Here is a 25,358-nt window from a genome sequence, read left to right on the forward strand (position 1 = left end):
CTCCACTCCATGGTGCCGGCGTGTCACTGGAACTGTGCGAAGAACCTCCAGATCTCTCCCTTGGTCCAGGTGGCGACGCCGCTTTCGTTGGGGGAGCCGTCGACCGGGCCGGGTATGTGGCCTCCGTCGAACGCGGCCCATTGGACCGGGTATCCGGCACGGCAGCCCGAGTAGGTGGTGGTGATGTGCGTCCGGCTGCCCGGCGCGGGCTCGCGGGGGCTCTGGGGGGTGCAGCCGTTGTTGCCGACGAATCTGTCGCGCAGGGAACGCCCTTGCGAGATGTTGAGGACGTTGTCGCTGATGCCGTGGATTCCGAAGTAGGCGATGGGCTGGGTGCCGCCGCTGCACCCGCTGATCTGGGCGCCGGACATGACCGCGACGGCCCTGAAGACGTTCGCCCGGCTGCATGCGAGTGCGTAGCTCATGCCGCCGCCCCAGCTGAACCCGGTGGCGAAACGCTGTGCCGGGTCGACACAGAGGCCGCCCTCGATGCGCCGGATCATGTCGTCGACGAAGGTGACGTCCTCACCGTTCGAATTGGCCCAGCCGTTTCCGAGGCCCTGGGGGGCGACGAGGATGGCGCTGTTGTTCGACTGTTCCTGCTGGCCGTAGTAGGACCAGGCGGTCCCGCTCGTGCCACCCGAGGCGACGTCGCCGGCCGTTCCGCCCCGCCAGTGGAACGCGAAGATCAGCCGGTAGGGGTGGCTGTTGTCGTAATTGTCGGGAACTCTGAGGATGAAGCTGCGGTTCTGACCGCCGCTCTGAATCGTGTGCGTACCGCTGGTCAGGGTCGGCGGGCTGCCGCATCCGCCGTCGCCACCGTCGGACGACACCTTGACCATCTGCCATTGCTGGTTGGCGCCGCCCCAGTCGGCGTACTGGACGACGTTGGCGCCGTCGGCGGTGGAGCTGCCCTGCACCTCCACCGCCTTGCCGCTGTTGCGGTTGATCAGCCGGACGTGGCCCGCATCGGAGTCGGCCAGGCGGAACTGCTGGTTGGCCCCGTTGTGGTCGGCCCACTGCTGGATCGCGGCACCGTCGGCGGTCGAGACCCCGGCCACGTCGAGGACCTTGCCCGAGTGCCGGGCCTTGAGCCGGTAGTAGCCGTCGCCGGAGTCCACGAACTGCCACTGCTGGTTGTCTCCGTCGTGGCGCGTCCACTGGCTGACCCGGGCGCCGTCGGTGGTGGACGCGGAAGAGACGTCCAGCGCCTTGCCGCTGTTGCGATTGACCAGGACGTACCAGGCATTGGTGTCCACCGTCGCCGCCTCGGCGGGCGCCGGATTCACCGCGGTGAGCATGCCGATCGCGAGGGTCGCCGCTACCACGGCGGCGACGCGGGACCACCAATGCTGTCTTCGTGGAGGGGCGGGGGAAGCCGCACGGTAGGTCTTCATCGATTCACTCCTTTCGCTCCTTCGTTTGTGGCAGGTCTCGTCAGGTACGGGTCCAGCGTTGGTTGCTGCCGTTCGTGCAGGAGTAGAGCTGGATCTGGGTGCCGTTGGCGGTCCCGGCTCCGACGGCGTCGAGGCAGAGGCCGGACTGGACGCCGACGATGGAGCCGTCGGAGTTGAGGCGCCATTTCTGGTTGTCGCCGCCCCAGCAGCCGTAGATCTGGACTCTGGCGCCGCTGCCGGTGCCGGCGGCGTCCAGGCACTTGTTGCCGTAGACCCTCAGCTCGCCGGCGGAGGTGTGCTCCCACTGCTGGTTGGTGCCGCTGTGGCAGTCCCACAGGTGGAGCTGGGTGCCGTCGGTGGTACTGGTACCAGGCACGTCCAGGCAGCGGCCCGAACCGACGCCTTTGATCTGTCCGGACTCCGGGGGCGTGGTGGAGCCGCCGTTGAGTGCGTTGAGGACGGAGGTGTAGGCGGGCTTCTTGCTGCCGTCGCCGTTGAACAGCAGCGGCGTCTGCTCCGCTCGCCAGGAGTCGGTGTCGCGCACACCCCAGACCGTGATGCCGAGGCAGCGTGAGACGGCCAGGCAGTCGTTGGTCACGGCGGCGTAAGTCGTGGGCGAGGCGCCCTGGATGTCGAGTTCGGTGATGGCCACGTCGACACCGAGGGCGGCGAAGCTCTGTAGCGTGGTGCGGAAGTTGCTGTTGTACGGGCTGCCGCTGTTGAAGTGCGCCTGGAAGCCGACGCAGTCGATCGGTACACCGCGCTGCTTGAAGTCCCGGACCATGTTGTATACGGCCTGGGTCTTGGCCCAGGTCCAGTTCTCGATGTTGTAGTCGTTGTAGCAGAGCTTGGCGGCCGGGTCGGCGGCGCGCGCGGCGCGGAAGGCGGCCTCGATCCAGTCGTTGCCGGTGCGTTGCAGGTTGGAGTCGCGCCGGGCTCCCGAACTGCCGTCGGCGAAGGCCTCGTTCACGACGTCCCACTGGGCGATCTTGCCCTTGTAGTGGGCCATCACGCCGTTGATGTGGTCGATCATCGCCTGGCGCAGCGTGCTGCCGCTGAGGCTCTGCATCCAGCCGGGCTGCTGGGAGTGCCAGGCCAGGGTGTGGCCGCGTACCTGCTTGCCGTTCTGCACCGCCCAGTTGTAGACGCGGTCACCGGCGGTGAAGTTGAACTGGCCCCGCTGGGGTTCGGTGGCGTCGATCTTCATCTCGTTCTCGGCCGTCACCGAGTTGAACTCGCGGCCCGCGATCGTCGTGTACGCCGAGTCGCCCAGTCTGCCCGAGGCGATGGCGGTGCCGAAGTAACGACCGCTCTGCGCCGCCGCGGCGCCGAGCGTGCTCTCGGCGGCGTGTGCTTTCGGCGGCGCGGCCAGTGCACCGACCACACCGAGGACGCCGACGGCCAGCGCTATCAGCAGACCGCGGAGCTTGTGGCGGACGGCGGGTGGGGGAATGGCATACGAGCCCATGACTGTGCCTCCAGGGTAGAAATCACGGAAGGACTGAAAGTGCAGCGGCATCGTGGTCGTGGAACCGGGACGATCTCGACCGGCCCGGACAGCACCCGGTCGGCCTCCGGGCGACGAGTGGGGCAACGGCCTTGTTTCGACAGAGGCATGGGGGTACTCACATCGCGGCTCAGCCGGGGGCCGCCACGCGGCGTCGCGTACCTCTCCCACTGCGCGAGGAGTCAGGATGCGCTGGTGCGAACCTCACCGGAACGGAAACGGGGTGGCGCGGGTGCTGTGGTGCGCGGATCTGTCGTGCAGCACAGATTGCCAAGAATGTTCGAGATTTCGAACTGCGACCGGTGTCTCAGACAGGGATGATTGAGGGGTTGGCGGTGGGTCGTCAATACTCCCCGCAGGGGAAGTTTCCGTTCCTTGCCCGAAACTTTCCGGAAGCCCGGCGACTCGGACGGGGAACCGTCGGACCCCGAGCGCCACCGTCGGCGGACTCCTTGGACTGGCGCGCTGCACCGCAAAATCCAGGAGAGGTTCCGGTCGGGCGGGCGGCTCGTCACGCTTGAAGGGGAGGCGCTGTTTATGGACAGATCGGCGACAGGTCTCGACCGGGGGCCCCGCATCCCTAGCTTGTGACGTCAACGAGTCCGAGAAGTATCCGGAAAGTTTTCGAGACGACCCCGGCTGCGGCGTGGTCGAACCCGGTCGGCCAGCGGGTGTGCGCTTCGGTCAGACGTGTCCGGGTCAGGTCTGCCGTGTCACCGCATGGACCGGAGCCGAGGATGCCGCGTCGTGATCCCCGGTGGCTGGAGCAGGGGTGGGGGCTCTGGGCCGGGGTCGTCGGTGACGACGACCCCGGCGGCGGCGTGGTCGAACCCGGCTGGCCAGCGGGTGTGCGCGCTGGCCAGCGCTTCGGTCAGGCGTGTCCGGGTCAGGTCCGCCGTGCTCAGGTCCGTGCCGCGCAGGTCGGCGAGGCGCAGGTCCGCTCCGTGGAAGACGGCGAGGCACGCGTCGGCCTTGCGGAGGTTCGCCTCGCGCAGGTCGGCCTCGGTGAAGTCCGCTTCACGCAGATCGGTTTCGACGAGCCGCGCGCCGCGCAGATCGGCCAGGGCACAGCGGGCCCTGTGCAGGATCGCGGTCTTGAAGTCGGCGTGCCGCAGGTTGACCGAGACGAGCGAGGCCTGCGTCAGGTTGGCGTGGTACAGGCCCGCCCCCTCCATGCAGGAGCGGTCGAGGTTGACCTCGGGCAGCACCAGCCCGTCGCAGTCGGCGCGGCGCAGGTCGGTGGTCTGGAGGTTGACCCAGGACTGCTCGCGGTGCTGGCACAGCGCGCCGAGGCCGGTCAGCGCCACCTGCGCGTCCGCGGCGCGGGCCTCCAGCGGCGCGATGTCGTTGATGTGCACGGCCGCCGCCGGTGCCTCCGGCCCGGTGGGTGGCCAGGGCAGGTGCGTCCGCAGATATGCGGCCTTGATGGAGATGACGGCCTCGCGGTCACGGGGGGACTGCTCCGCGACGCGCCAGAGCGCGTGGAGCCCGCCGATGCGTGTCTCCAGTTTGTCGCTGCCGAGCTGATCGACCGCACTGCTGAACCGGTCGGTGACGTAGCCCTCCTGGGTGGCGCGCAAACTGTCCTGGCTGACCCGCACTTGGCGCAGGGTGGCGTAGGCGCCGAGGAGCACGACAAGGCCACCGACCGCCTGTAATAGCGTCGTGCGGACGTCGCTCACGGCCTTCAGCCGGTCCTTCGGCGCCACGGTGGCCCCGGCGAGATCATGGCCGACCACCACACCGGGCAGCACGACGAACAGGGTTCCTAGGACGGCCAGCCCCGCCGCGCCGACGAGTACGGTCACGGTCGTACGACGGCCGGCCGACCACCCGTGCCACAGCCGCCGGACGCGGCCCGCTTCCCCCGTCTCCATGGGCACGGGAGCTTATGCGCGCCCCGGAAGACGATCAAGACGCAGGACGAGGGCGAGTCCGGCCAGGAGTCCGTCTTGCGCGTCGACGACCGCGCCCGCGTCGACTTCTGACACCTGGTCACCTGCTTGCGGCCCCCGGGTCTGCCCCCTCCGGCTCCTCCGTCGACGGGGTCGGGCGCGCCGCCGGCACGGCCGGTACCGGCAGCAGTGGCAGCCGCAGCGCGCCGAAGGCGTCCTCGGGCACGGCCGGTTGGCGCGGGGCGACGGGCGCGAGCCGTACGTACGCCTCACCCTGTGCCGGACGCGCGTCCTCGTCGCCCTTGTTGGGCCACAGGGACATGGCGCGCTCGGCCTGCGCCGTGATCGTCAGCGACGGGTTCACGCCGAGGTTCGCGGAGACGGCCGAGCCGTCGACGACGGAGATGCCGGGGTGCCCGTAGAGCCGGTGGTACGGGTCCACCACGCCGCTGTCCGCGTCCCCGCCGATCGGGCAGCCGCCCAGGAAGTGCGCGGTCAGCGGGCGGTTGGTCAGCTCACCGAGGTTGGTGCCGGGGAAGCCGTTGATGCGCTCGGCGAGCAGCCGTACCGCCTCGGCGCCCTCCGGTATGTGGACCGGGTTGGGCGCCCCGTGCCCCTGGCGCGCTGTGAGCAGGCCCTTGCGCAGGCCCTTCGTCCGCCGGAACGTGGTCAGCGAGTTGTCGAGGGTCTGCATGACGAGCCCGATGATCGTGCGCTCCGACCAGCGGTAGGTGGTCGCGGTGCGTGCCACCAGCAGCGGGTGCCGCAGATACGCGCCCGTCGCGACGAGCCACTTCGGCAGCCGCCCGCCCGTCCGGTACTGCGGCACGCAGATCAGCGCCATCAGGTTGGAGCCCTTGCCGTAGCGGACGTTCTCGATGTGCGTGGTGGCGTTCGGGTGGATCGAGGACGAGATGGCGATGCCCTTGGTGAAGTCCAGCTCCGCGCCCCTGCCGTACCGCTTGCGGTAGCGGCGCGGGAAGGTGAGGGCGCCCACCAGGGCCTCGGAGTTGGTGCGGGTCAGCGCGCCGAGCCCGTCGGGGATGCGGGGCAGTGTGCCGGTGTCCTTCATCCGGTGCAGGAGTGTCTGCGTCCCGTACGTGCCCGCCGCGACGACCACCTTGCGGCACCGCAGCACCCGCCGACCGCGACCGCGCCGCCACCCTCCGCTCCGCCGGTCCGTGGGCTCCGTGGTCACTGTGAAGCCGCCGTGCCCGTCCTCCGCCACCTCCGTGGCCGTGGTCATCGGGTGGATCACGGCGCCCGCCCGCTCGGCGAGGTAGAGGTAGTTCTCGGTGAGGGTGTTCTTCGCGCCGACGCGGCAGCCCGTCATGCAACTGCCACACTCCAGGCAGGCGGTGCGCGCGGGCCCTGCGCCGCCGAAGTACGGGTCGGGCACCTCGCACCCCGGGCCCTTCGCCCGCTCGCCCCGCGCGTCCTGGCCGTCGCCGAAGAAGACCCCGACGGGGGTGAGCCGGAAGGTGTCGCCGACCCCCATCGCCTCGGCGGTGGCGCGCAGGTGCTCGTCGGCCTCCGTGGTGGTCGGGTTGGCCCGCACGCCGAGCATGCGCTGTGCCTGGTCGTAGAAGGGTTTCAGCTCCTCCTGCCAGTCGGTGATGTGGCCCCACTGCTGGTCCTGGAAGAAGGCGGGCGGCGGCACGTAGAGGGTGTTGGCGTAGTTGAGGGAGCCGCCGCCGACCCCGGCGCCCGCCAGGATCATGACGTTGCTGAGGAGATGGATGCGCTGGATGCCGTAGAAGCCGAGCGAGGGCGCCCACAGATAGTTGCGCAGGTCCCAGGAGTTCTTGGGCAGCGTCTCGTGGGTGAAGCGCCGCCCGGCCTCCAGCACACCGACGCGGTAGCCCTTCTCCGTGAGACGCAGCGCCGAGACCGAGCCGCCGAACCCGGAGCCGATGACGACCACGTCGTAGTCGTAGCCGTCCTGTTCATCGCTGTCGGCGTCGGTGTGCTCGTGAGGGGTGTTCCTTAACTGCCTCGAGTGCTCCGAGTGCTCCGAGTGCTGCGACATGTGTCGAAGTCCTTCCTCCTCGCCCGTGCGCGGGGGTGTCGGGTTCAGCCTGCGTACAGTGCCTCGATCTCCCTCGCGTACGCGTCGGAGACGGCCTGGCGTTTGACCTTCAGGGACGGGGTGAGCAGGCCGTTCTCCTCGGTGAACTCGCCCTCGACGACGCGGAATTTGCGGATGGACTCGGACGAGGACACCGCCTCGTTCGCGTAGTCCACGGCACGCTGCACGTCGGCGAGCAGCTCGGGGTCGTCGCGCAGTTGGGCGACCGGGGTGTCTCGCGGGCGCTTGCGCACGGACAGCCAGTGCTCGACGGCGTCCGGCTCCAGTGTCACGAGCGCGGCGACGTACTTGCGGCCCTCGCCCACCACCATGCACTGGCCCACGGGCGGACGGCTGCGCATCCGGTCCTCCAGCACGGCGGGGGAGACGTTCTTGCCGCCGCTGGTGATGAGTATGTCCTTCTTCCGTCCGACGATGCTGAGGTAGCCGTCCTCGTCGAGCTGCCCCAGGTCGCCGGTCGCGAACCAGCCGTCGTCCAGGACCTCCGCCGTGGCGTCGGCGTTGTTCCAGTACGAGTGGAAGACCACGCCTCCCTTCAGCAGCACCTCACCGTCGTCGGCTATGCGTATCGCGGTGCCGGGCACGGGCTGTCCGACGGTGCCGGGGCGGGGGCTCAGGGGCGGGGTGAGGACGGCCGCGGCGGTGGTCTCGGTGAGGCCGTAGCCCTCGTAGATGACGATGCCGCTGGCGAGGAAGAAGAGGTTCAGCCTGCGGTCGAGGGGGGAGCCGCCGCTGATGGCGTAACGCAGCTTGCCGCCCAGCTCCTTGCGGATGCGACGGTAGACGAGCAGGTCGTAGAGCCCGTGCGCCAGGGAGAGGCCGAGGCCGGGGCCCGTGCCCCTGTCGAGGAGGTGGGCGAGGACCTTCTCGCCGTAGGTCACCGCGATCCGGTCGGCCCGCTCGAAGGAGGAGCCCCGGCCCATCTTCTCCGCCATGGCGCGCCCTGTGTCGTGGATCTTCTCGAAGAGGTAGGGCACGCCGACGACGAACGTCGGCTGGAAGCTCTTGAGTTCGGGCCGCAGCTCGTCGGGCTTGATGCTGGGACAGTGGCCGAACTCGATGCGGGCGCGCAGACAGGCGATCTGGATGGTGCGGCCCAGGACGTGTGCCAGGGGCAGGAAGAGGAGCGTCGAGGCGGCCTGCCCGGTGACCTCGGTGAAGACCGGGTGCAGCAGCTCGATGGTGTTGGCCGCCTCGGCGTGCAGATTCCCGTGCGTGAGCACACACCCCTTGGGCCTGCCCGTGGTGCCCGACGTGTAGCAGATCGTGGCGACGGTGTCGGGGGTGAGCGCGGCGCGCCGCTTGGCCACCTCCTCGTCGGGGATGTCCCGGCCCAGCGCGGTGAGTTCGGCCAGCGCGCCGCCGTCCACCTCCCAGATGCGCGGCGGCTCGGGCAGCGCTGCCCCGGCCGCGCTCGCGGTCAGCGCGTGCTCGGGGGTCTCCACGATCATGTGCGCCGCGCCCGAGTCGGTGAGGATCCACTCGATCTGGCCGGCCGACGAGGTGGCGTACACCGGCACGGACTGCCCGCCGGCCGCCCAGATCGCGAAGTCCAGGACGCACCACTCGTAGCGCGTGCGGCACATCAGCGCGACCCGGCCGCCGGGTTCGAGCCCGGCCGCGATGAGCCCCTTGGCGACGTCGGTCACCTCACGGGCGAACGCCGCCGCGGTGACGGGCCGCCACTGGCCGTCCTCCTTGCGGCGCAGCACCACGGCGTCGGGCGCCTCGGCCGCGTTGGTGAAGGGGATGTCCGCTGTGCTGCCGGAGGCGGCGGGCGGCACGAGGTGGGAGGCGCGCACTTCCCGTACGGCGCCCGCCTCCCTGACCAGCTCCACCGAGACACGCTCCGCGAGCCGGGTGTGCCCCTTCGCCTTCCTCAGGTCCTTCCGTACGCCCATGGTTCAAGCTCCTGTTCGCGGCTCGCAGAGAGGGGGTCCTCGCGGGGAGGGGAGTCGGGGAGATCGGGGAGGTGGTACGGGGTCGGGGTCGGGTCGAGCGGTTCAGCGCTCCAGGAGCGCGGTGACGCCCTGGCCGCCCGCAGCGCAGATCGAGACGAGCCCGCGCACGGGCGCGCCGTCCTTCTCCCGCGCGCGCTCGGCCAGCAGCTTCGCCAGGGTGGCGACGATCCGGCCGCCCGTCGCCGCGAAGGGGTGCCCGGTGGCCAGGGAGGAACCGGCCACGTTGAGGCGGTCGCGGTCGACGGTGCCCAGGGGAGTGTCGCGGCCGAGGCGCCGCACGCAGAACTCCTTGTCCTCCCAGGCGGCGAGGGTGCACAGCACCTGGGAGGCGAACGCCTCGTGGATCTCGTACAGGTCGAGGTCGCCGAGGCCGAGCCCGGCGGCGTCCAGGAGGCGCGGCACGGCGTAGGCCGGGGCCATGAGCATGCCGTCGGGCCCGTCGACGTAGTCCACTGCGGCGGTGCGCGAGAAGGAGACGTACGCCAGCACCGGCAGCCCGTGCTCCTCGGCCCACTCCTCGCTCGCGAGCAGGACGGTGGAGGCGCCGTCAGTCAGCGGCGTGGAGTTGCCCGCAGTCATCGTCGCGCCGGAGCCGGAGCCGGAGCCGGGGCCCGAGCCCGTCGTGCCGAAGACCGGCTTGAGTCTGGCCAGCTTCTCGACCGAGCTGTCGGGCCGCAGGTTCTGGTCCCGCTCCAGGCCGCGGAACGGCGTCAGCAGATCGTCGAAGAAGCCCCGCTCGTAGGCGGCGGCCAGCTTCTGGTGGCTCGACGCCGCCAGCTCGTCCTGCGCCTCGCGGCTGACGCCCCACTCCGCTGCCGTCCGCGCCGCGTGCTCGCCCATGGACAGCCCCGTGCGCGGCTCGGCGTTGCGCGGGATGTCCGGTACGAGGTGGCGGGGCCTGGCCCTGGCCAGCGCGCCGACGCGTGCGGGCAGCGTGCGGGCGCGACGGGCCGCCAGCAGCACCTTGCGCAGCTCGTCGTTGACGCCGAGCGGGGCGTCGCTCGCCGTGTCGACGCCGCCCGCGACGCCCGCGTCGAGCTGCCCGAGCGCGATCTTGTTGGCGACGAGGATGACCGCTTCCAGGCCCGTGCCGCACGCCTGCTGGATGTCGTAGGCCGGGGTGCGGTGGTCCAGGGCGCTGCCGAGGACGACCTCGCGGGCGAGGTTGAAGTCCCTGCTGTGCTTGAGCACGGCGCCCGCGACGAACTCGCCGAGCAGTCGCCCGCGCAGCCCGAAGCGGTCCACGAGCCCGTCGAGCGCCGCGGTGAGCATCTCCTGGTTGGACGCGGTGGCGTAGGGCCCGTCGGAGCGGGCGAAGGGGATGCGGTTGCCTCCGATGATCGCGACACGTCGCCCGACCGATGCCATGACTGTCACTCCTAGCGCGCCCCAGCGCGACGGCTGCTCCCACTTACTTACTCTGCGGTAAACTTACTTATGCGTAAGCGGAAATCAATGCCCGGTCGCCACAAATTTGAGAACGTGTCCCGCGCGGGGCGTTGCGGCAGGGCCCGCGCCGGGACCGGAACCGGGCCCCGACGGGCGCCGGAACCGGCCCGGCTCAGGGCTCCAGCGACTCCCCGGCCAGGACGTTGCGCATGCCGACCCACACCATGTTCATCAGCCGCTGCGTGACCCGCTCCGGCGTCTCGCGCGGATGGCTCTCCATCCAGTCGGTGAGCGTGTCGGCCGCGCCGACCAGCGCGTGCGCTACAAAGTCGGCCTCCTCGTCACCCAGTTCCGGCGCGCCCGCGCCCGCGCTCTCCGCGATACCGGCCCGCACCAGCCCTTCGACCTGCGCCATCACGGACCGTCTGGCCTTCGACACCTCCGCCGTGACGGTCTCGCTCATCGCCGAGGTCTGACGGTGCAGCACGACCCAGCTGTCCCTGTGGTCGCTGACGAAGGCGAAGAAGGCGGAGAGCCCGGCGCGCAGCCGCAGGCCGGGGGAGTGGGCGCCGCGTGCCGCGTCGCGGAAGGCTTCGGTGAGCCGTCCCGCCTCGCGGTGGACGCAGGCGAGGAACAGCCCCTCCTTGGAGTCGAGGTAGAGGTAGACCATGGGCTTGGAGATCCCGGCGAGTTCGGCGATCTCGTCCACGGAGGCGGCGTGGTAGCCGCGCTTGGAGAAGACCTGGACTGCCGCATCGATGATCTGCTGCTCCCTGACCTTCCGGGGGAGTCGGCGCTTACGTGTCTCGGTCACCCTTGCCAGCCTACCTACCCTCGCGTAATCTTACCGCGTAGTAAGTTTACTACGCAGTAAGGAAGCGTGATGACAGACATCGCCGACGAACTGGCCGGGCTGGACTTCGCCGCGGTCTCTCCCGAGGAGTTCGCGGGAATCGTCAAGAAGGCGTCCGCCAAGGACATCGCCACGATCATGCAGGGGGACATGCGCGAGCGCGTGCTCGCCGAGGTCTTCGGGCGCATGGGGCGGCAGTTCCGCCCCGACGCCGCGGGCTCCCTCGACGCACTGATCCGCTGGAAGGTGACGGGCGAGCAGGAGACGGTCTACGAGACCCGCATAGCCGACGGCACCTGCACCGTCACCGAGGGCCGCAGCGAGGCCGACCCGCGCGTCACCCTCGTCATGGGCGACGCGGAGTTCCTCAAGCTGGTCTCGGGCAACGGCAACCCGGTCACGATGTTCATGACCCGCAAGCTCAAGGTCGCCGGGGACGTCGGGCTGGCCTCCGGGCTGACCCGCTACTTCGACATCCCCAAGGCCTGAGGGGCGGAGGCGACAGACATGAGTGGGTTCTCGCTCGATCTCTCCGAGGAGCAGAGGGATCTGAGGGACTGGGTGCACGGCTTCGCGGCCGAGGTGGTGCGCCCGGCGGCGGCCGAGTGGGACGAGCGCGAGGAGACTCCCTGGCCCGTCATCCAGGAGGCCGCCAAGATCGGACTGTACGGCTTCGAGTCGCTGGCCGACATGTTCGGCGACCCCAGCGGGCTGTCGTTGCAGATCGCCAACGAGGAGCTGTTCTGGGGCGACGCCGGGATCGGCATGTCGCTCTTCGGCACCTCACTCGCCGTCGCGGGCATCTTCTCCGCGGGCACCCCTGACCAACTCGCCGAGTGGGTGCCGCAGTGCTTCGGCGACGAGACGGCCCCGAAGCTGGCCGCGTTCTGCGTCTCCGAGCCCGAGGCGGGCTCGGACGTCTCGGCGATGCGCACGCGGGCCCGTTACGACGAGGCGGCCGACGAGTGGGTGCTGCACGGCCAGAAGGCGTGGATCACCAACGGGGGCATCGCCAACGTCCACGTCGTCGTCGCCTCCGTCGATCCCGAACTGGGCTCTCGCGGCCAGGCGGCGTTCATCGTCCCGCCGGGCACCAAGGGCCTGGAGGGCAACCGGAAGATCAAGAAGCTGGGGCTGCGCGCTTCGCACACGGCGGACGTCTTCCTCGACGAGGTACGGGTCCCCGGACACTGCCTCCTCGGCGGCAAGGAACGCCTCGACAAGCGGCTCGCGCGCGCCCGCGAGGGCGGCAGGGCCAAGGGCCAGGCGGCCATGGCCACCTTCGAGGTCAGCCGCCCGACGGTCGGCGCACAGGCGCTCGGCATCGCCCGCGCGGCGTACGAATACGCGCTGGAGTACGCCGGTGAGCGGGTGGCCTTCGGGCGGCCCATCATCGAGAACCAGTCCATCGCGTTCGCCCTCGCCGACCTGCGCACGGAGATCGAGGCCGTACGCCTGCTGATCTGGCAGGCGGCCTGGATGGCCCGCAACGACAAGGAGTTCACGGCGGGCCAGGGCTCCATGTCCAAGCTCCGCGCCGGCGAACTCGCGGTCAGGGCGAGCGAGAAGGCGGTCCAGGTCCTGGGCGGCGCGGGGTACAGCAGGGAGCACCCGGTGGAGCGCATGTACCGGGACAGCAAGATCTACACGATCTTCGAGGGCACGAGCGAGATCCAGCGCCTGGTGATCGCCCGCGCGATCTCGGGGCGGCAGATCCGCTGACGGGGTTGGCGGGGGCCCGCCGTGTGGGGGGCCGCCGGGGTCTCCCTGCGGGGCGGGGACGCGGGGAGACCCGGTATGACCGGGTAGTACGTCGCCCTGGGGTTCGTCATCGGGCCCGAATGTCCGGGTGGTCCTTGCATGCCGCCCGTGGCCGCCGCAGTCGTTCACGGGAACGGCGGCGGCCGGTCCGGGGTGGTTCGGTTCGGGGCGCGCCGTGTCCCGGGGCGGCGCCAGGCGTGCCGTTCTGAGTTTCGGGGTTGAGACGGAGGCACCGGTTCCGAACTCACTGACACAGTCAGCCGCCCAGTGGCAGGGGCCGCACCATCGCGAGCAGCGACGGCGCCCCGTCGAAAGGCACGCACGTCCCGACCGGGTGGTAGCCCCACCGCTCGTAGAGCGCCACCACCCGCGTGTGCTCCGCGTGCGCCAGCAGCGTCACCCGCCGCTCCGGCCGCCCGTCCAGGAGCGCGCGGTGCAGCCGTTCCGCCAGCCCCGTGCCACGGTGCGCCTGATCGACCAAAAGTTCCGAGAGCGCGAAGGTCCGCCCGCTGCCCTCCGCGACGAACGCCTCGTCCGGCCGGGGGCTGACGCCGTCCCACCACCCTGTGCCCGCCGACAGCGGCGCCCCGTACGCGTACCCGATCAGCCGTGGGCCCGCCGTCGCGACGACGGCCGCGAAGTCCGGTCGTGTCAACCACGCGTCCAGGAACGGCGCGAAGCTCGCGCGAGCCGCCAGCGGGTCACCGCTCCCTGCGTACACCTTGTCGTGCAGGTCCAGCAGCCGCTCCCGTTCCGCGCGGGCCTCCGCCCCGCCCAGGCGCCGTAGCACCGGCTGCCCGGCTCCCTGACCGCCCATTCCGCGTCACCCGCCTGCTGGAGATGTGTCTCCAGCACCCGCAGCCGCCGTGCGACGGCGGGGCTGGAGACGCGGTCCGCTCAGCTCTTGAGGTCCGCGACCTCCTTCGCGCGCGCCGTCAGCTCACGCACCGCCCTTACCGTCCCGTGCTGCCGCGTCCACCGCCGCATCGTCTCGAAGTGCTCGTCCCCACGCGAGGTGCTGATCTGGAGGTAGTCGTCGAGGAACCGGCCCCAGCTCTCGCACGCGGCGTCGATGTGGCCCAGCTCGAACTGGCGCTGCGCCAGCACCCCGTTGAAGTGCACTCGCCCCTGCTGCTCCTGCGTCGGCTGGAGCCGCAGTGCTTCACGCATCGCCGCGATGGACCCCTCCAGGTCACGCCCCTCGTAGAGGACGTGCGCGACGTGGAACTGGTAGGCGCTGGCGTCGTACCCGCCGACCGCGTCACGCCGTCCGTCCGCCTTCGACAGCGCGGTCTCCGCTTCGCCCAGCCGTGCCCTGGCCCGCCGGGGGCTGCCGGTCATCGACTCGGCGTGAGCTTGCTGCCCGGCCAGGAAGGCGCGCAGTCGCGGACCCGCTCTCGGCGATGCTTCGGCCGCCGAATCGGCCAGCTCCAGCGCCTTACGCGCGTGCCGCAGGTTCGACGCTTGCAGGCTCATCCCGCGTAGTGTGCGGCAGTAGGTGACGTGGTCCTCCGCCGCCCCCGCCAGCTTCAACGCCTTGACGTAGTAGCGCTGTCCGAGCCGGTGCCGCCGCTCGTACATGGCCATCCAGCCCGTCAGATAGACCAGGTCGGACGCGGCGGCGAGCATGCTCTTCCGCACCGTGTCGGGCGCCTGCGCCGTCAGGTACGGGCCGACGGTATTGACGAGAAAAGCCGCTGCCATGGGGCGGGCGTGGCCGCCTCCGTGCTCGTCGAGGATGTCGGCGATCCGCTCCGTCATGGAACGTACCGTGGCGACCTCTGCCTCCCCGATGCGGGCTGCGCGGGAAGGTGCGGCGGTCGCCGCGTGGCCGGTCGCCCCGTGGAAGCCGGGTACGACGAGCGCCGCCGAGTACATCCCCGCGGCGACCACGCCGCGACGTGCGGGGGCCCTTCGGGTCCGGGGCCACCCTGCCTGGTCAATGAGCGAGAACGGTGTGGTGTTACGGGTGCGTGCCATGGTCAACTCCCGACAGCGTTCATGGCTTTCCTGCTTCGCCCTGCCCACCACGCTACCGGGTTGACGCGGCACTGGTCCGTGTACGACGCCGACCTCGCGCCGGGCGTATGGCCTCAGCCGGTCCGGTCGAGGGGCAGGACAGCCAAGCGCGGGGCACGCTCGAAGCGGGCGTCCGTCGCGGGTGCGGACGAGGACGGGCCCTTCGCCCGAGGTCCCTGGGGCGGAGCGCGTCAGGGCCTGCGGCTCATCCGAGAGGGATCTCGGCGACGGGCTCCCACTCGTACATCCGCGCGTCCCGGTTGAGCGTGATCAACTGGACGGAGGCGACCCGCGCTGTGGCGGGAGGGACGTTCGCCCGCTCGACGGCCTCCAGCACGGGCGCGGCTGGGCCGTCGGCCGAGCTGTACGCCACGGACACGTGCGGCTTGAATCCGTCCGCTGCCTCCGGCACATGGCCCCACACGTCGGCGATGCCCGCACGGACCGCGTTCCGTACGTCGCGTACCCGCTCGGCGGGCTCGGCGAAGGACTCGACGGCCTCCGGCGTGACGGATGCCTTCGTGAAGTGGATGTCGAACGCGGGGATGCGCAGAAGCCGGGCCCGTACGGCGTCGACGATCGCCTCCAGGTCTGTCGCGGACACCTCATCGGTGAAGCCGACGCCCTGCATCGTCAGGTGCAGCCACCGGTCCGGGATCAGGTCCAGCCCTTCGAGGCCGGTCAGCGCGTCGCGGTACGCGGCGACGAAGCGTTGGACGTCGGGCTGATCCTCGAAGGTCAGATGCCAGGTGTGGAAGCGCCGCCCCACCCGCCACCCGGGCCGCCACCACCAGTGGTCCGCCATGCGCTCAGGTCCATTGCTCATGACCTGAGATCCCATCAGTCGCACCCGGTGCCTGGCGAGAGGGCGAGGCGGCGTGGGAGCGAGGCGAGGCACCAGTCCACGATCTCGGCGCACGGTGTGGGACTTTCGCCCCGCGCTGAGCAGAAGTGCCACCGGTCCCCGCGAGGGGCCGGGTGACTGACACCGGGCGGGACCGTGCGCGAAGCCCCCTACCGAATTGGCGACGGGCCGATACCTGTATCGCGGCGCGGCGCCAGGCGTGCCGTTCCGAGTGCCGAGGTCGAGACAGCGGCAACGGTATGCCCGAACTCACTGACACAGCCAGTCGCCCAGTGGCAGGGGCCGTGTCATCGCCAGCAGCGACGGTGCCCCGTCGAACGGCACGCACGTCCCGACCGGGCGGTAGCCCCACCGCTCGTAGAGCGCCACCACCCGCGTGTGCTCCGCCTGCACCAGCAGTGCCACCCGCCGCTCCGGCCGCCCCTCCAGCAGCTCCCGGTGCAGCCGCTCCGCCAGCCCCGTGCCCCGGTGCGCCTGGTCGACCAGCAGCTCCGAGAGCGCGAAGGTCCGCCCGCCGTCCTCCGCCACGAACGCCTCGTCCGGCCGGGGGCTGACGTCGTCCCACCACCCTGAGCCCGCCCTCAGAGGTGCCCCGTACGCGTACCCGACCAGCCGTCCGCCCACCGTCGCTGCGACGGCCGCGAAGTCGGGCCGCGCGGACCAGTGGTCCAGGAACCACGCGAAGCTCTCGCGAGCCTCCAGCGCGTCACCCGTCCCCGCGTACACCTCGTCATGCAGGTCCAGCAGCCGCTCCCGCTCCGCACGGGCCTCCGCGCTGCCCAGGCGCCGCAGCACCGGCTGCCCTGCACCCTGGCCGCTCATCCCGCGCCGCCCGCCTGCTGGAGACGCGTCTCCAGCACCCGCAGCCGCCGTGCGAGGGTGGGACTGGAGACACGGTCCACCACCGCGCCAGGGCCCGCCCGCAGCCCCGCCGTCGTCGTCGCCGCCTCCTCCCAGTGTCCCTGTGCTGCCTGGAGTTCGGCGGTGACCACGCCGTAGTACAGTCCGTTCCGCGTCATCCCCGCCGCCGACGTCAGGGCCGCCGCCTCCACCGCCAGGGCCTCCGCCTGCCCGTACCGCCCCGCCGCCTGGTGCGCCAGCGCTCCCAGCCCGCGCAGCTCACCCGCGTTCAAGAACGACAACCACGACGGTTCGGCCGCGCGCTCCTGGCGGCGGTCATCGACGCGCTCCGCCGCCGCCAGATGACGCCCCATCGCCCGCACATCCCCGCTCCCCGCCGCGTAGTCGGCCAGCCGCCCGTGCAACAGCGTCGCCATCGCCGGATACGAGCGCACGTGCCGGTCCGCCAGCGCCGTACGGCAGATCCGCGCTGCCTCCCACGGCCGCCCCTCCCGATCCGCCAGCACCGCCAGATCCCCCCACGCCCGCATCACCGCCAGCCGGTCACCGGACAGCAGCGCCGCCGTCAGCGCGTCGTGTCGCATCCGCCCCGCCTCCCGACGCCTCCCGCAGTCGGCCGCCGACCAGCCCGCGCATCCCGCCACCGACGCCATCGCCGCATACAGCTCGCTCTCCGCCCGTGGCCCGTACGTACAGCCCCCCGCCGCCTCCCGCAGCCGTGCCAGCAGCTCCCGCGCCGCCGCGCGGGTCGCCCCTCCGCCCTGGCCGTTGAAGTGCGCGGTCAGCCGCGCCAGCGTGCCCTTCAGCCGTTCCATGTCGGAGGCACCGAGACGCCCGCGCACGGGCAACTCCTCCAGCCGCAGCACACCCGCCACGGCTCCCGCGAGGACAGTGCGCCGCCGGGGTCCGGTCCCCGCGAGGACGGGAGCGGGCGGCGGGGGCGCGGCGGCTGTCGGCACCGCGCTGCGCGGCACGAACCCCATCGCCTCCGGCGGCACCCCGAGCACCTGTTGCAGCGGCACGAGATACCGCTCTTGTGGCCACCGCACCTCGCCCGACACCCACCGCCGCACATGCCGATCTGTACACACAACCGGCACACCCCGCCGCGTCGCCGCCGTGCACACCGCGTCCGCCAGGCCCGCACGCGTCCACCCGTCTGCGCGCAACAGCTCCTCCAGCGCGCTGTTCCGTTGCCGCTTGCTGCTCATCTCCGCGTCCCTTCTTCCTGTTCGACGGTAGACCCGCCCATGGGCCCTGAAAGGCAAAACGTCCGGTCGGGCCGCATGAAGCGGCGCCGAAACGCCCGGCCTGACGGACTGGCTCACGCGGTTATCTGGTCAACAAGCTCCCGAAGGACCAGGAGGTCCAACTGTGCCGCTCACCACTCAGTGGTCCCCGCCCTCCAGCCTCACCGCCGAGTTGTTGCCCGCCGGGGTGCATTGGGACGCCTGCAAAGTGCCCGCGTATCTGGGGGAGCGGGTGCTGGTTCGGCTCGGGCGGGAGTCGGGGGCTGTGATCCGGGACCCGTACGGGCGCCGGTTGACGTGGTTGGTGCCGCCCGGCACGACGAACGGGTGGGACATCCCGGAAACCACGTGTGTGCAACTGCTCGGCATCACCCAGCACCTGACCGTTCCGCCTGGCTGGTGTACGCGGTCGGCCTTCACGCACTGGGTGCGGGGCTGGGCGGAGCACGGGCTGACCGATGCGCGGTTGCTGTACGTGGTGCTGGACGCGGTGATCCGTGCCGAGCACGGGCCCCGTGACGATGTGAGCGGGGCCGGGCGGTGAGGCCGTGCTGTGTCCGTTGCCGCCGGTTGCCGGGCACGGTGGAGATCTATGTCCTGTCCGGGGATGCGGTAGGTCCGCGTACTGTTCCGGTGCGGATCTGCGACGAGTGTGCGCGGCGGGCCGCCGAGTGCTGTTTCCGCTGCCGCCGGGCGCCCGGCACACGGACCGTCCTCGACCTGTACTCCGGTGATGAGCGGGGTGCGAGCCCGCAGACGCGCACGCGCACTGTTCCCGTGAAGGTCTGCGACGGCTGCGCGAAGACGATCGCCGCCGAGGACGAGGCCCGAGCCGCGAAGCAGGAGGCGTACCGGTGACCGGCCACGCCTGTGAGGTGGAGGGCGGCGGCCACGTGGGCCCCGTCATGCGCTACCTGCCCACCGCGCGCTACCCCTGGCACAACCCGGTGTGGCTGTGCCCCGGGCACGGCGCCTACCTCCCCCTCGCCGCCATCCGCGCCGACGTCACCGGGGAGACCGTCGCCCGCGCTATCACCGTCTTCACCGGCGCGGGCAAACGGAGCGCCGACGCCACCGAGCCGGAGCCGGATGCCGAACCACCACCCGCCCTGCGCGTGGTGGGCCCGCCGTGAGCGGAGTGTGTGGCCGGTGCGGCTGCTGGACCGCAGAAGGACGCATCGTCCAGTGGCACAGCCCGGACCGACCAGTCCTCGCCTGCCCCCTCTGCCCGCCGGGACGGCGCGAGCAGATCGCCTCCATCACCGTCCTCGCCGCGCTCATCGTCACTCTCGTCTACGTCACCGCCACCCACCACTGAGCCCTGGAGCAACCCCGTGCCTCGCGACCACACCGTCCTGATCCCTGCCGACCCCGACGACGTCTTCTACGACCCCCACGGGTGGGCAACGTCATCTGGTTTCCCCGTCGCCGTACTCGACGGCCACGCACCCCACTTCGTGATGCGCCGCATCCAGGACCGCGCCGTGCGGCTCATGTACGAACTTCCGCACGGGACCGTGTTCCTGACGAGCTATCCGCGCCCGATGCCGTCCGGGCAGGTCATCGAGATCATGGAAGGCAACCTCGCCACCCTCCTCACCGGCTACGCCTGCCACGCCCTCCGCCTGCGCGAAAAGGGCGAGCGGATCGCCATCGACGGGGAGACACGCGACTGCCTCAGCACCCTCCTCGCACCCCGGCGCTGGTGGCAGGCCCGCCACACCCGTATCGGCAAGGCACTGCAACACGAGGGCCGCACCGTCATTCTCACCGCACCCCTCGTCGGCGGACGCACCCTCCAACTGGCCACCGTCAACCCCAGCCCGACCCCGGCCCCATAAGCGCCCGTCCCCTGGGGGAACCGTCGGCAGCGGTCCAGGGGACGGGCCCGCCTGCCCCGGCACACGACGCCCGGACCCCGCGCCGGGGCCGGGGCAGGCACCCCCGCCGGGCCCCGGTCACGAGGGGGAGCCCTTGGGGGACGTGCGGCCGGGCGCCGGGTCAGCGGGGTCATGGGGCGTGGTCCGTGCCGACCGGGCCCTCTCCGCCGCCTTGCGGGCGATGTTGCGGGCCATCCCGCCGAAGACGATCGCGTGGAACGGCGACACGCTCCACCAGTACGCGTGCCCCGCCAGCCCCCGCGGCCGGAAGAGGGCGCGCTGACGGTACACGGAGCCGCCCCTGCCGTCGTCCTCGACGCACAGTTCCAGCCAGGCCAGCCCCGGCAGCCGCATCTCCGCGCGCAGCCGCAGCAGCTTCTCGGGGACGACCTCCTCGACGCGCCAGAAGTCCAGCGAGTCGCCGACGCGCAGGTCGCACGGGTCCCGGCGGCCCCTGCGCAGCCCGACGCCGCCGGAGAGCCGGTCCAGCAGCCCGCGCACGGACCAGGCCAGCGGGAAGGAGTACCAGCCGTTCTGCCCGCCGATGCCGCGCACGACCTGCCACAGCGCCCAGGGCGGCGCGTCCACGGCCCGCGCGCGCCGGTCCTCGTAGAGGTTGCCGCCCGACCAGTCGGGGTCGGTGGGGAGCGGATCGCTGGGGGCGCCGGGGAGCGAAGCCGAGGACCAGCTCGTGGCCACGTCGCGGTCCTTGACCCTGCGCAGCGCCAGGCGTACGGCCTGCTCGAAGCTGGTCAGTCCGCCGGGCGGGTCGGGGACGTACGCGGCGATGTCGTGCTCGCGGCAGACCACCTCGTAGCGCAGCGACTCCACCAGCGGCCCGGCGATGCCGCTGGGCACGGGCGTGACCAGGCCGACCCACCGGCTGGACAGGCGCGGGGTGAGCAGCGGCACGGGCAGGATCAGCCGACGCTTGAGCCCGGCGACGGACGCGTAGCGCTGCATCATCTGCCGGTAGGTGAGCACCTGCGGCCCGCCGACGTCGAACGCGCGGCTCACGTCCGAGGGCAGTTCCGCGACGGCGACGAGATAGCGCAGCACGTCGCGCACGGCGAGTGGCTGGATGCGGGTGTTCACCCAGTGCGGGGTGATCATGGCGGGCAGCCGTTCGGAGAGATAGCGCAGCATCTCGAACGACGCAGAGCCCGAGCCGAGGATGACCGCGGCCCGCAGCTGCGCCGTCGGCACCCCGGACGCGGCCAGCTCCCTGCCGACCTCGGCCCGCGAGCGCAGGTGCGGGGACAGCTCGGACTCGGGCACGCCGGGCGGGGTGAGCCCGCCGAGGTAGACCAGTCGACCGGCCCCGGCCTCCTTCGCGGCGCGGCCGAAGGAGCGGGCCGCCTCGCGGTCCACCCGCTCGAAGTCGGAGCCCGAGCCCAGCGCGTGGACGAGGTAGTAGGCGACCTCCACGTCCTCGAAAGCGGCGGGAAGGGTCTCCGCGCGTGTCACGTCGCCCGTGGTCACCTCGACGCGCTGCCGCCAGGGCTGGTCGCGCAGCCGGTTCGGGTCGCGGGCGAGGCAGCGTACGCGGTACCCGGCGTCGAGCAGTTCGGGCACCAGGCGCCCGCCGATGTAGCCCGTCGCGCCGGTGACGAGGCACAGCGGCCCCTGTCCGTCCCGTACGCGCTGGTCCGCCTGGTCCCGCCCGTCCGCTCGCTCAGTGCCCATGGGCTCCAGGCTCACGTGCTCTCCGTCCCGTCGCCATTCGGCGCGCCGCGCGCGGGGCCAGGGGCCGGGTGTGAGGGGCCGGGTCACGGTCACTCGCGGTGTACCGCCGAGACCTCCTCGTTCATGGCGGCGAGGAACCGTACGACGGTCTTCAGCTCCGCCTCGCTGAAGCGGCCACGCGCGGCCTCCGTGCTGCGGGCCAGCGGCTCGAAGTAGGCCCGCGCGATCTTCATGCCGCGCGGCTCGTAGTGCAGATGGACCACGCGACGGTCCCCGGGGTCACGGGTGCGGCGTACATGCCCCGCGCGTTCCAGCCGGTCGAGGCAGGCGGTGACGGCGCCGGAGGTGAGGTTGAGGCGTTCCCTCAGCATCCCGGGGGTGACCGGCGGGCGCTCCTCGTGCTCGGCGCCCTCCGCGAGCGCTTCCGCGCTTCCGCCGCTGCCGCCGTCCAGGATCACGATCAGGGCCTGCACGTCCGTCACATGGAGCCGGTGCTCATGGGCGAACTCGTGGGCGAGGCGGTTGAACTCCGCGTTCATCCTGCGGAGCAGGACGGCGAAGGTCTGGAGGTCTGTGGGCGGATCTGTCGGCAGCACACGGGGTACGATACAAAATCTCAATGAGTGAGTTAATGAATTATTGAGGTACCGTGCTCGACGAGCACTCCCGCACGGCCCTGGAGGACCTGATGAAACCCGCCCGGAACCACCGGAACCGGTCCAGGTGGCTGATCCCCCTCGCGCTCCTCATCGTCTGGCTCGGCGTCGGCGGCGCCCTCGGCCCGTACGCCGGAAAGCTGGGGGAGGTGTCCACCAACGACCAGGCCGCCTTCCTGCCGCAGAGCGCCGAGTCCACCAAGGTGAGCGAGGCCCAGAAGGCGTTCGAGGACGGCGAGTCCGTGCCCGCCGTCGTCATCTGGGTGGCCGAGGACGGCAAGATCCAGCCGGACCAGCGCGCCGCCGCCACCCGCGCGCTGAAGACGGCCGCCGACGTGCCGGGTGCCACCGGCCAGGCGTCGCCCGCGCTGCCCTCGGACGACGGCCGCGCGCTCCAGGGCGTCGTCCAGCTCAAGGCCGGCGCCGAGGACGGCTTCGAGACCTCACTCGACGGCATCAAGAGCGCGGCCGGACAGGTCGACGGCACGACGGTGCAGCTCGCGGGCCCCGCCGTCACCCAGACCGACCTGTCCGACGCGTTCGCGGGCATCGACGGCATCCTGCTCGTCGTCGCGCTCGGCGTGGTCCTGCTGATCCTGCTGCTCGTCTACCGCAGCGTGCTGCTCCCGCTCGTCGTCATCCTCGGCTCCGTCTTCGCGCTCGGCCTCGCCTGCGCGGTGGTCTACGCGCTGGCCGACCACGATGTCGTCCGCGTCGACGGACAGGTCCAGGGCATCCTTTCCATCCTCGTCATCGGCGCCGCGACGGACTACGCGCTGCTGCTCACGGCCCGCTTCCGCGAGGAACTCGACGCACACGGCGACCGGTTCGCCGCCGCGCGCGCCGCACTGCGCCGCTCCTTCGGCGCCATCACCGCCAGCGCCGCGACGGTTGCGCTCGGCCTACTGGCGCTGCTGCTCAGCGACCTGACGAACAACCGCGCGCTCGGCCCCGTCGGCGCCATCGGCATCGTCTGCGCCGCGCTCAGCGCCCTCACCTTCCTGCCCGCCGTGCTCGTCCTCCTCGGCCGCGCCGCCTACTGGCCCGCGAAGCCGCGCCCCGCCGAGGAGAGCGGCCCGGCTACGGAAGCGGCAGCGGACGCGGAAGCGGTGCCGGGGCGCGGGGTGTGGAAGCGGGCCGCGACGGCCGTCGACCGCGCGCCCCGCCGCGTCTGGGCCGCCGCGCTGGTCCTGCTCCTCGCCTGCGCCGCCTTCTCGCCCCTGCTCACGGCGCGCGGCGTCCCGCTCAGCGAGACCTTCGTCAAGGACACACCGTCGGTCGCCGGACAGCGCGCGCTCAGCGAGCACTTTCCTGGCGGCTCAGGCAACCCCGCCGTCGTCCTGGCCGCAGCCGACAGCGCCGACCGGGTCACCGAGGCCGCGCGCGGCACCGACGGCGTAGCCTCCGCATCGCCGGTCACCGCGTCCGGGCAGCCGGGAGCGGGCGAGCCGAAGGTGGTGGACGGGCGCGTACGGATCGACGTCACACTCAAGGACGACGCCGACAGCGAAGCCGCCAAGGAGACGGTCAGCAGGCTGCGCGACACGGTGCACCGGGTCCAGGGCGCGGACGCGCTCGTCGGCGGCTACACGGCCCAGCAGTACGACACCCAGGAGACCGCGGCGCACGACCGCACGATCATCGCGCCGACGGTGCTGCTGATCATCCTGGCCGTGCTCGTCCTGCTGCTGCGCTCGCTCGTCGCGCCCCTGCTCCTGGTGGCGACGGTGGCCCTCAACTTCGCGGCCACCCTCGGCGTCTCGGCACTCGTCTTCATCCACCTCTTCGGCTTCTCGGGCACCGACGCGTCCGTCCCGCTCTACGGCTTCGTCTTCCTGGTGGCGCTCGGCGTCGACTACAACATCTTCCTGATGACCAGGGTCCGCGAAGAGGCACTGCGCGACGGCACCCGCGCGGGCACGTTGAAGGGGCTGACGGCGACGGGCGGGGTGATCACCTCGGCGGGCGTGGTGCTCGCCGCGACGTTCGCCGCACTGTTCGTGATCCCGCTCGCCTTCCTCGCGCAGATCGCCTTCATCGTCGCCTTCGGGGTGCTGCTGGACACCCTCGTGGTCCGCTCACTGCTGGTCCCGGCACTGGTGCGGTCGATCGGGCCCGCCGTGTGGTGGCCCTCGAAGCGGATCGGGAAATAACGCCCGCCGCGCTGGGCCGCTGACGCGGTGCGACGTCACCCGTGTGCAGTAACGGGGGCGGCGCCCGCCGCGCGGTGGCGTCCGGCCCGTCCCACGATGTGGGGGCGGGCCGGACGCGACGGTACGGCCGCTCGACGCGGAGGTTCAGAACCCATGGCCGAGAACACCACCCAGTCCAATGGCCAGCGCGGCACCACCACCATCGCCGACGCCGTGGTCGCCAAGACCGCCGGTATCGCGGCCCGCGAGGTGCGGGGCGTGCATGCCCTCGGCGGTACGGCCTCGCAGATGATGGGGGCGGTACGCAAGCGGGTCGGGGCCTCGGAGGACGTCACCCAGGGGGTGTCCGTCGAGGTGGGGCAGACGCAGACCGCGATCGACCTGAGCATCGTGGTCGACTACGGCGAGGCCATCCACAAGGTCGCGCAGAGCGTCCGCAACAACGTCATCCAGGCCGTCGAGCGGACCACGGGGCTCGAAGTGGTCGAGGTCAACATCACCGTGACCGACGTCTACCTTGAGGGCAGCGACGAGGACGACGACACGGACAAGTCCCCCTCCTCGGGCCGCAACCTGGGCTAACGGTTCCCCTTCACGGGGTGCGGGGTGATGGCCACACGGGGTGCCCGGCCGCACAGGGGTGCGCCCCGCTGGTGCCCCCTGGGGTTTCGTTCGCGTGTTGCGGGCCGGTGGCACGGGTTGTGCCCACCCTCCCCCAGCTACCGCTGGGAGGTGCCCCCTCGCCAGCGGGACGATTGCCCACAACAGTTTTGGCGCCGTCGCCCGGCGGGGCGTGCCTGGTTGCGCGTTGGGGTTTCGTCGCCGGGTGCGGGCCGGTGGCTTCGGCGCGGCGTGTGGTGCGGTGCTTTGCGGCTGGCGCCGCGTGATTCTGGGTTTCGACCGTGGTTGTGGGCGCGTGTTCTTGGGTGTCCGGTGCCGGGGTGGGGTGTCTCCTCGGCGTGAAGGTCTCGTGTTCGGCTTTCCGCCGGTGACTTTCTCGACCTGCGGGGACACCCCACCCCGTCCCCGTCCCGCCGGTGGCCCGCTATCCGGCTCCGGGTGCGCCGAGGCCCACCCCCCTTCGCGGGGTGCCACTCCTTGCCATGCGGCGGCACGAAAACCAGCGCGGGACCTAC

Annotated in this window: 23 protein-coding genes; 9 read left to right on the forward strand and 14 right to left on the reverse strand. The window is 71.6% G+C overall.

The genetic code is table 11. The features are described 5' to 3' along the window. Positions 1-23: 23 nt before the first annotated feature. The 7 genes from ACYVOO_RS29070 to ACYVOO_RS29100 form a co-directional block, all read right to left on the reverse strand. Positions 24-1,397, reverse strand: a complete 1,374-nt coding sequence (locus ACYVOO_RS29070) for an RICIN domain-containing protein (protein WP_461018676.1) — start codon at positions 1,395-1,397, stop codon at positions 24-26. Between the two features lie 40 nt (positions 1,398-1,437). Continuing rightward, positions 1,438-2,865: an endo-1,4-beta-xylanase gene (locus ACYVOO_RS29075; protein ID WP_461018677.1), complete on the reverse strand. Its 1,428-nt coding sequence runs from the start codon at positions 2,863-2,865 to the stop codon at positions 1,438-1,440. A gap of 752 nt (positions 2,866-3,617) precedes the next feature. Beyond that, positions 3,618-4,781 (reverse strand): pentapeptide repeat-containing protein, encoded by a 1,164-nt coding sequence (locus ACYVOO_RS29080; protein WP_461018678.1) that lies wholly within the window; start codon positions 4,779-4,781, stop codon positions 3,618-3,620. A gap of 118 nt (positions 4,782-4,899) precedes the next feature. After that, positions 4,900-6,828, reverse strand: a complete 1,929-nt coding sequence (locus ACYVOO_RS29085; RefSeq protein WP_461018679.1) for a GMC oxidoreductase — start codon at positions 6,826-6,828, stop codon at positions 4,900-4,902. 44 nt (positions 6,829-6,872) lie between these two features. Then, positions 6,873-8,789 (reverse strand): AMP-dependent synthetase/ligase, encoded by a 1,917-nt coding sequence (locus tag ACYVOO_RS29090; protein ID WP_461018680.1) that lies wholly within the window; start codon positions 8,787-8,789, stop codon positions 6,873-6,875. Positions 8,790-8,891: 102 nt separating this feature from the next. Continuing rightward, a complete protein-coding gene (locus ACYVOO_RS29095; protein WP_461018681.1) occupies positions 8,892-10,217 on the reverse strand; it encodes an acetyl-CoA C-acetyltransferase in 1,326 nt (441 codons plus the stop codon). Positions 10,218-10,410: 193 nt separating this feature from the next. Further along, a complete protein-coding gene (locus ACYVOO_RS29100) occupies positions 10,411-11,052 on the reverse strand; it encodes a TetR/AcrR family transcriptional regulator (RefSeq protein ID WP_461018682.1) in 642 nt (213 codons plus the stop codon). 69 nt (positions 11,053-11,121) lie between these two features. On the opposite strand from ACYVOO_RS29100, the gene ACYVOO_RS29105 reads away from it, so the two are divergent. Both ACYVOO_RS29105 and ACYVOO_RS29110 read left to right on the forward strand, forming a co-directional pair. Then, the gene (locus tag ACYVOO_RS29105; protein WP_461018683.1) at positions 11,122-11,580 is read left to right on the forward strand and encodes an SCP2 sterol-binding domain-containing protein; all 459 of its coding nucleotides are present in this window, start codon (positions 11,122-11,124) and stop codon (positions 11,578-11,580) included. A gap of 18 nt (positions 11,581-11,598) precedes the next feature. Then, the gene (locus tag ACYVOO_RS29110) at positions 11,599-12,813 is read left to right on the forward strand and encodes an acyl-CoA dehydrogenase family protein (RefSeq protein ID WP_461018684.1); all 1,215 of its coding nucleotides are present in this window, start codon (positions 11,599-11,601) and stop codon (positions 12,811-12,813) included. A gap of 295 nt (positions 12,814-13,108) precedes the next feature. Here the strand turns inward: ACYVOO_RS29110 and ACYVOO_RS29115 are convergent, their stop codons facing one another. The 5 genes from ACYVOO_RS29115 to ACYVOO_RS29135 form a co-directional block, all read right to left on the reverse strand. Continuing rightward, positions 13,109-13,669: a GNAT family N-acetyltransferase gene (locus tag ACYVOO_RS29115; RefSeq protein ID WP_461018685.1), complete on the reverse strand. Its 561-nt coding sequence runs from the start codon at positions 13,667-13,669 to the stop codon at positions 13,109-13,111. An 80-nt stretch (positions 13,670-13,749) separates the two neighbouring features. Further along, positions 13,750-14,832: a hypothetical protein gene (locus ACYVOO_RS29120; protein WP_461018686.1), complete on the reverse strand. Its 1,083-nt coding sequence runs from the start codon at positions 14,830-14,832 to the stop codon at positions 13,750-13,752. 244 nt (positions 14,833-15,076) lie between these two features. After that, positions 15,077-15,697 (reverse strand): 2'-5' RNA ligase family protein, encoded by a 621-nt coding sequence (locus ACYVOO_RS29125; protein WP_461018687.1) that lies wholly within the window; start codon positions 15,695-15,697, stop codon positions 15,077-15,079. Between the two features lie 288 nt (positions 15,698-15,985). Further along, on the reverse strand, positions 15,986-16,558 hold the full coding sequence (locus ACYVOO_RS29130) for a GNAT family N-acetyltransferase (RefSeq protein WP_461018688.1): 573 nt from the start codon (positions 16,556-16,558) through the stop codon (positions 15,986-15,988). Next, the gene (locus ACYVOO_RS29135; RefSeq protein ID WP_461018689.1) at positions 16,555-17,808 is read right to left on the reverse strand and encodes a hypothetical protein; all 1,254 of its coding nucleotides are present in this window, start codon (positions 17,806-17,808) and stop codon (positions 16,555-16,557) included. The genes ACYVOO_RS29130 and ACYVOO_RS29135 overlap by 4 nt, the downstream gene beginning before the upstream one ends. Before the next feature lie 163 nt (positions 17,809-17,971). Here ACYVOO_RS29135 and ACYVOO_RS29140 point away from each other — a divergent pair, with 163 nt between their 5' ends. From ACYVOO_RS29140 to ACYVOO_RS29160, 5 genes are all read left to right on the forward strand, one after another. After that, on the forward strand, positions 17,972-18,391 hold the full coding sequence (locus tag ACYVOO_RS29140) for a hypothetical protein (RefSeq protein ID WP_461018690.1): 420 nt from the start codon (positions 17,972-17,974) through the stop codon (positions 18,389-18,391). A gap of 89 nt (positions 18,392-18,480) precedes the next feature. Beyond that, complete coding sequence (locus ACYVOO_RS29145; RefSeq protein WP_461018691.1) at positions 18,481-18,705, forward strand: hypothetical protein; 225 nt, start codon at positions 18,481-18,483, stop codon at positions 18,703-18,705. Continuing rightward, the gene (locus ACYVOO_RS29150; RefSeq protein WP_461018692.1) at positions 18,702-18,980 is read left to right on the forward strand and encodes a hypothetical protein; all 279 of its coding nucleotides are present in this window, start codon (positions 18,702-18,704) and stop codon (positions 18,978-18,980) included. Before ACYVOO_RS29145 ends, ACYVOO_RS29150 begins: the two co-directional genes overlap by 4 nt. After that, positions 18,977-19,165: a hypothetical protein gene (locus ACYVOO_RS29155; protein WP_461018693.1), complete on the forward strand. Its 189-nt coding sequence runs from the start codon at positions 18,977-18,979 to the stop codon at positions 19,163-19,165. The genes ACYVOO_RS29150 and ACYVOO_RS29155 overlap by 4 nt, the downstream gene beginning before the upstream one ends. Before the next feature lie 16 nt (positions 19,166-19,181). After that, positions 19,182-19,688, forward strand: a complete 507-nt coding sequence (locus ACYVOO_RS29160; protein ID WP_461018694.1) for a hypothetical protein — start codon at positions 19,182-19,184, stop codon at positions 19,686-19,688. 117 nt (positions 19,689-19,805) lie between these two features. Here ACYVOO_RS29160 and ACYVOO_RS29165 read toward each other — a convergent pair whose 3' ends face one another. Beyond that, positions 19,806-21,413 (reverse strand): SDR family oxidoreductase, encoded by a 1,608-nt coding sequence (locus ACYVOO_RS29165; RefSeq protein ID WP_461018695.1) that lies wholly within the window; start codon positions 21,411-21,413, stop codon positions 19,806-19,808. An 89-nt stretch (positions 21,414-21,502) separates the two neighbouring features. Continuing rightward, positions 21,503-21,952, reverse strand: a complete 450-nt coding sequence (locus tag ACYVOO_RS29170; RefSeq protein ID WP_461018789.1) for a MarR family winged helix-turn-helix transcriptional regulator — start codon at positions 21,950-21,952, stop codon at positions 21,503-21,505. A gap of 149 nt (positions 21,953-22,101) precedes the next feature. Between ACYVOO_RS29170 and ACYVOO_RS29175 the strand changes: the two genes are divergently transcribed. Both ACYVOO_RS29175 and ACYVOO_RS29180 read left to right on the forward strand, forming a co-directional pair. After that, positions 22,102-24,222, forward strand: coding sequence for an MMPL family transporter (locus tag ACYVOO_RS29175; protein WP_461018790.1), 2,121 nt, complete (start codon positions 22,102-22,104; stop codon positions 24,220-24,222). 96 nt (positions 24,223-24,318) lie between these two features. Beyond that, entirely contained in the window at positions 24,319-24,804 is a 486-nt protein-coding gene (locus ACYVOO_RS29180) for an Asp23/Gls24 family envelope stress response protein (RefSeq protein WP_461018696.1), read from the forward strand. Positions 24,805-25,358: the final 554 nt, after the last annotated feature.

It is taken from the genome of Streptomyces daliensis, from assembly GCF_054782395.1.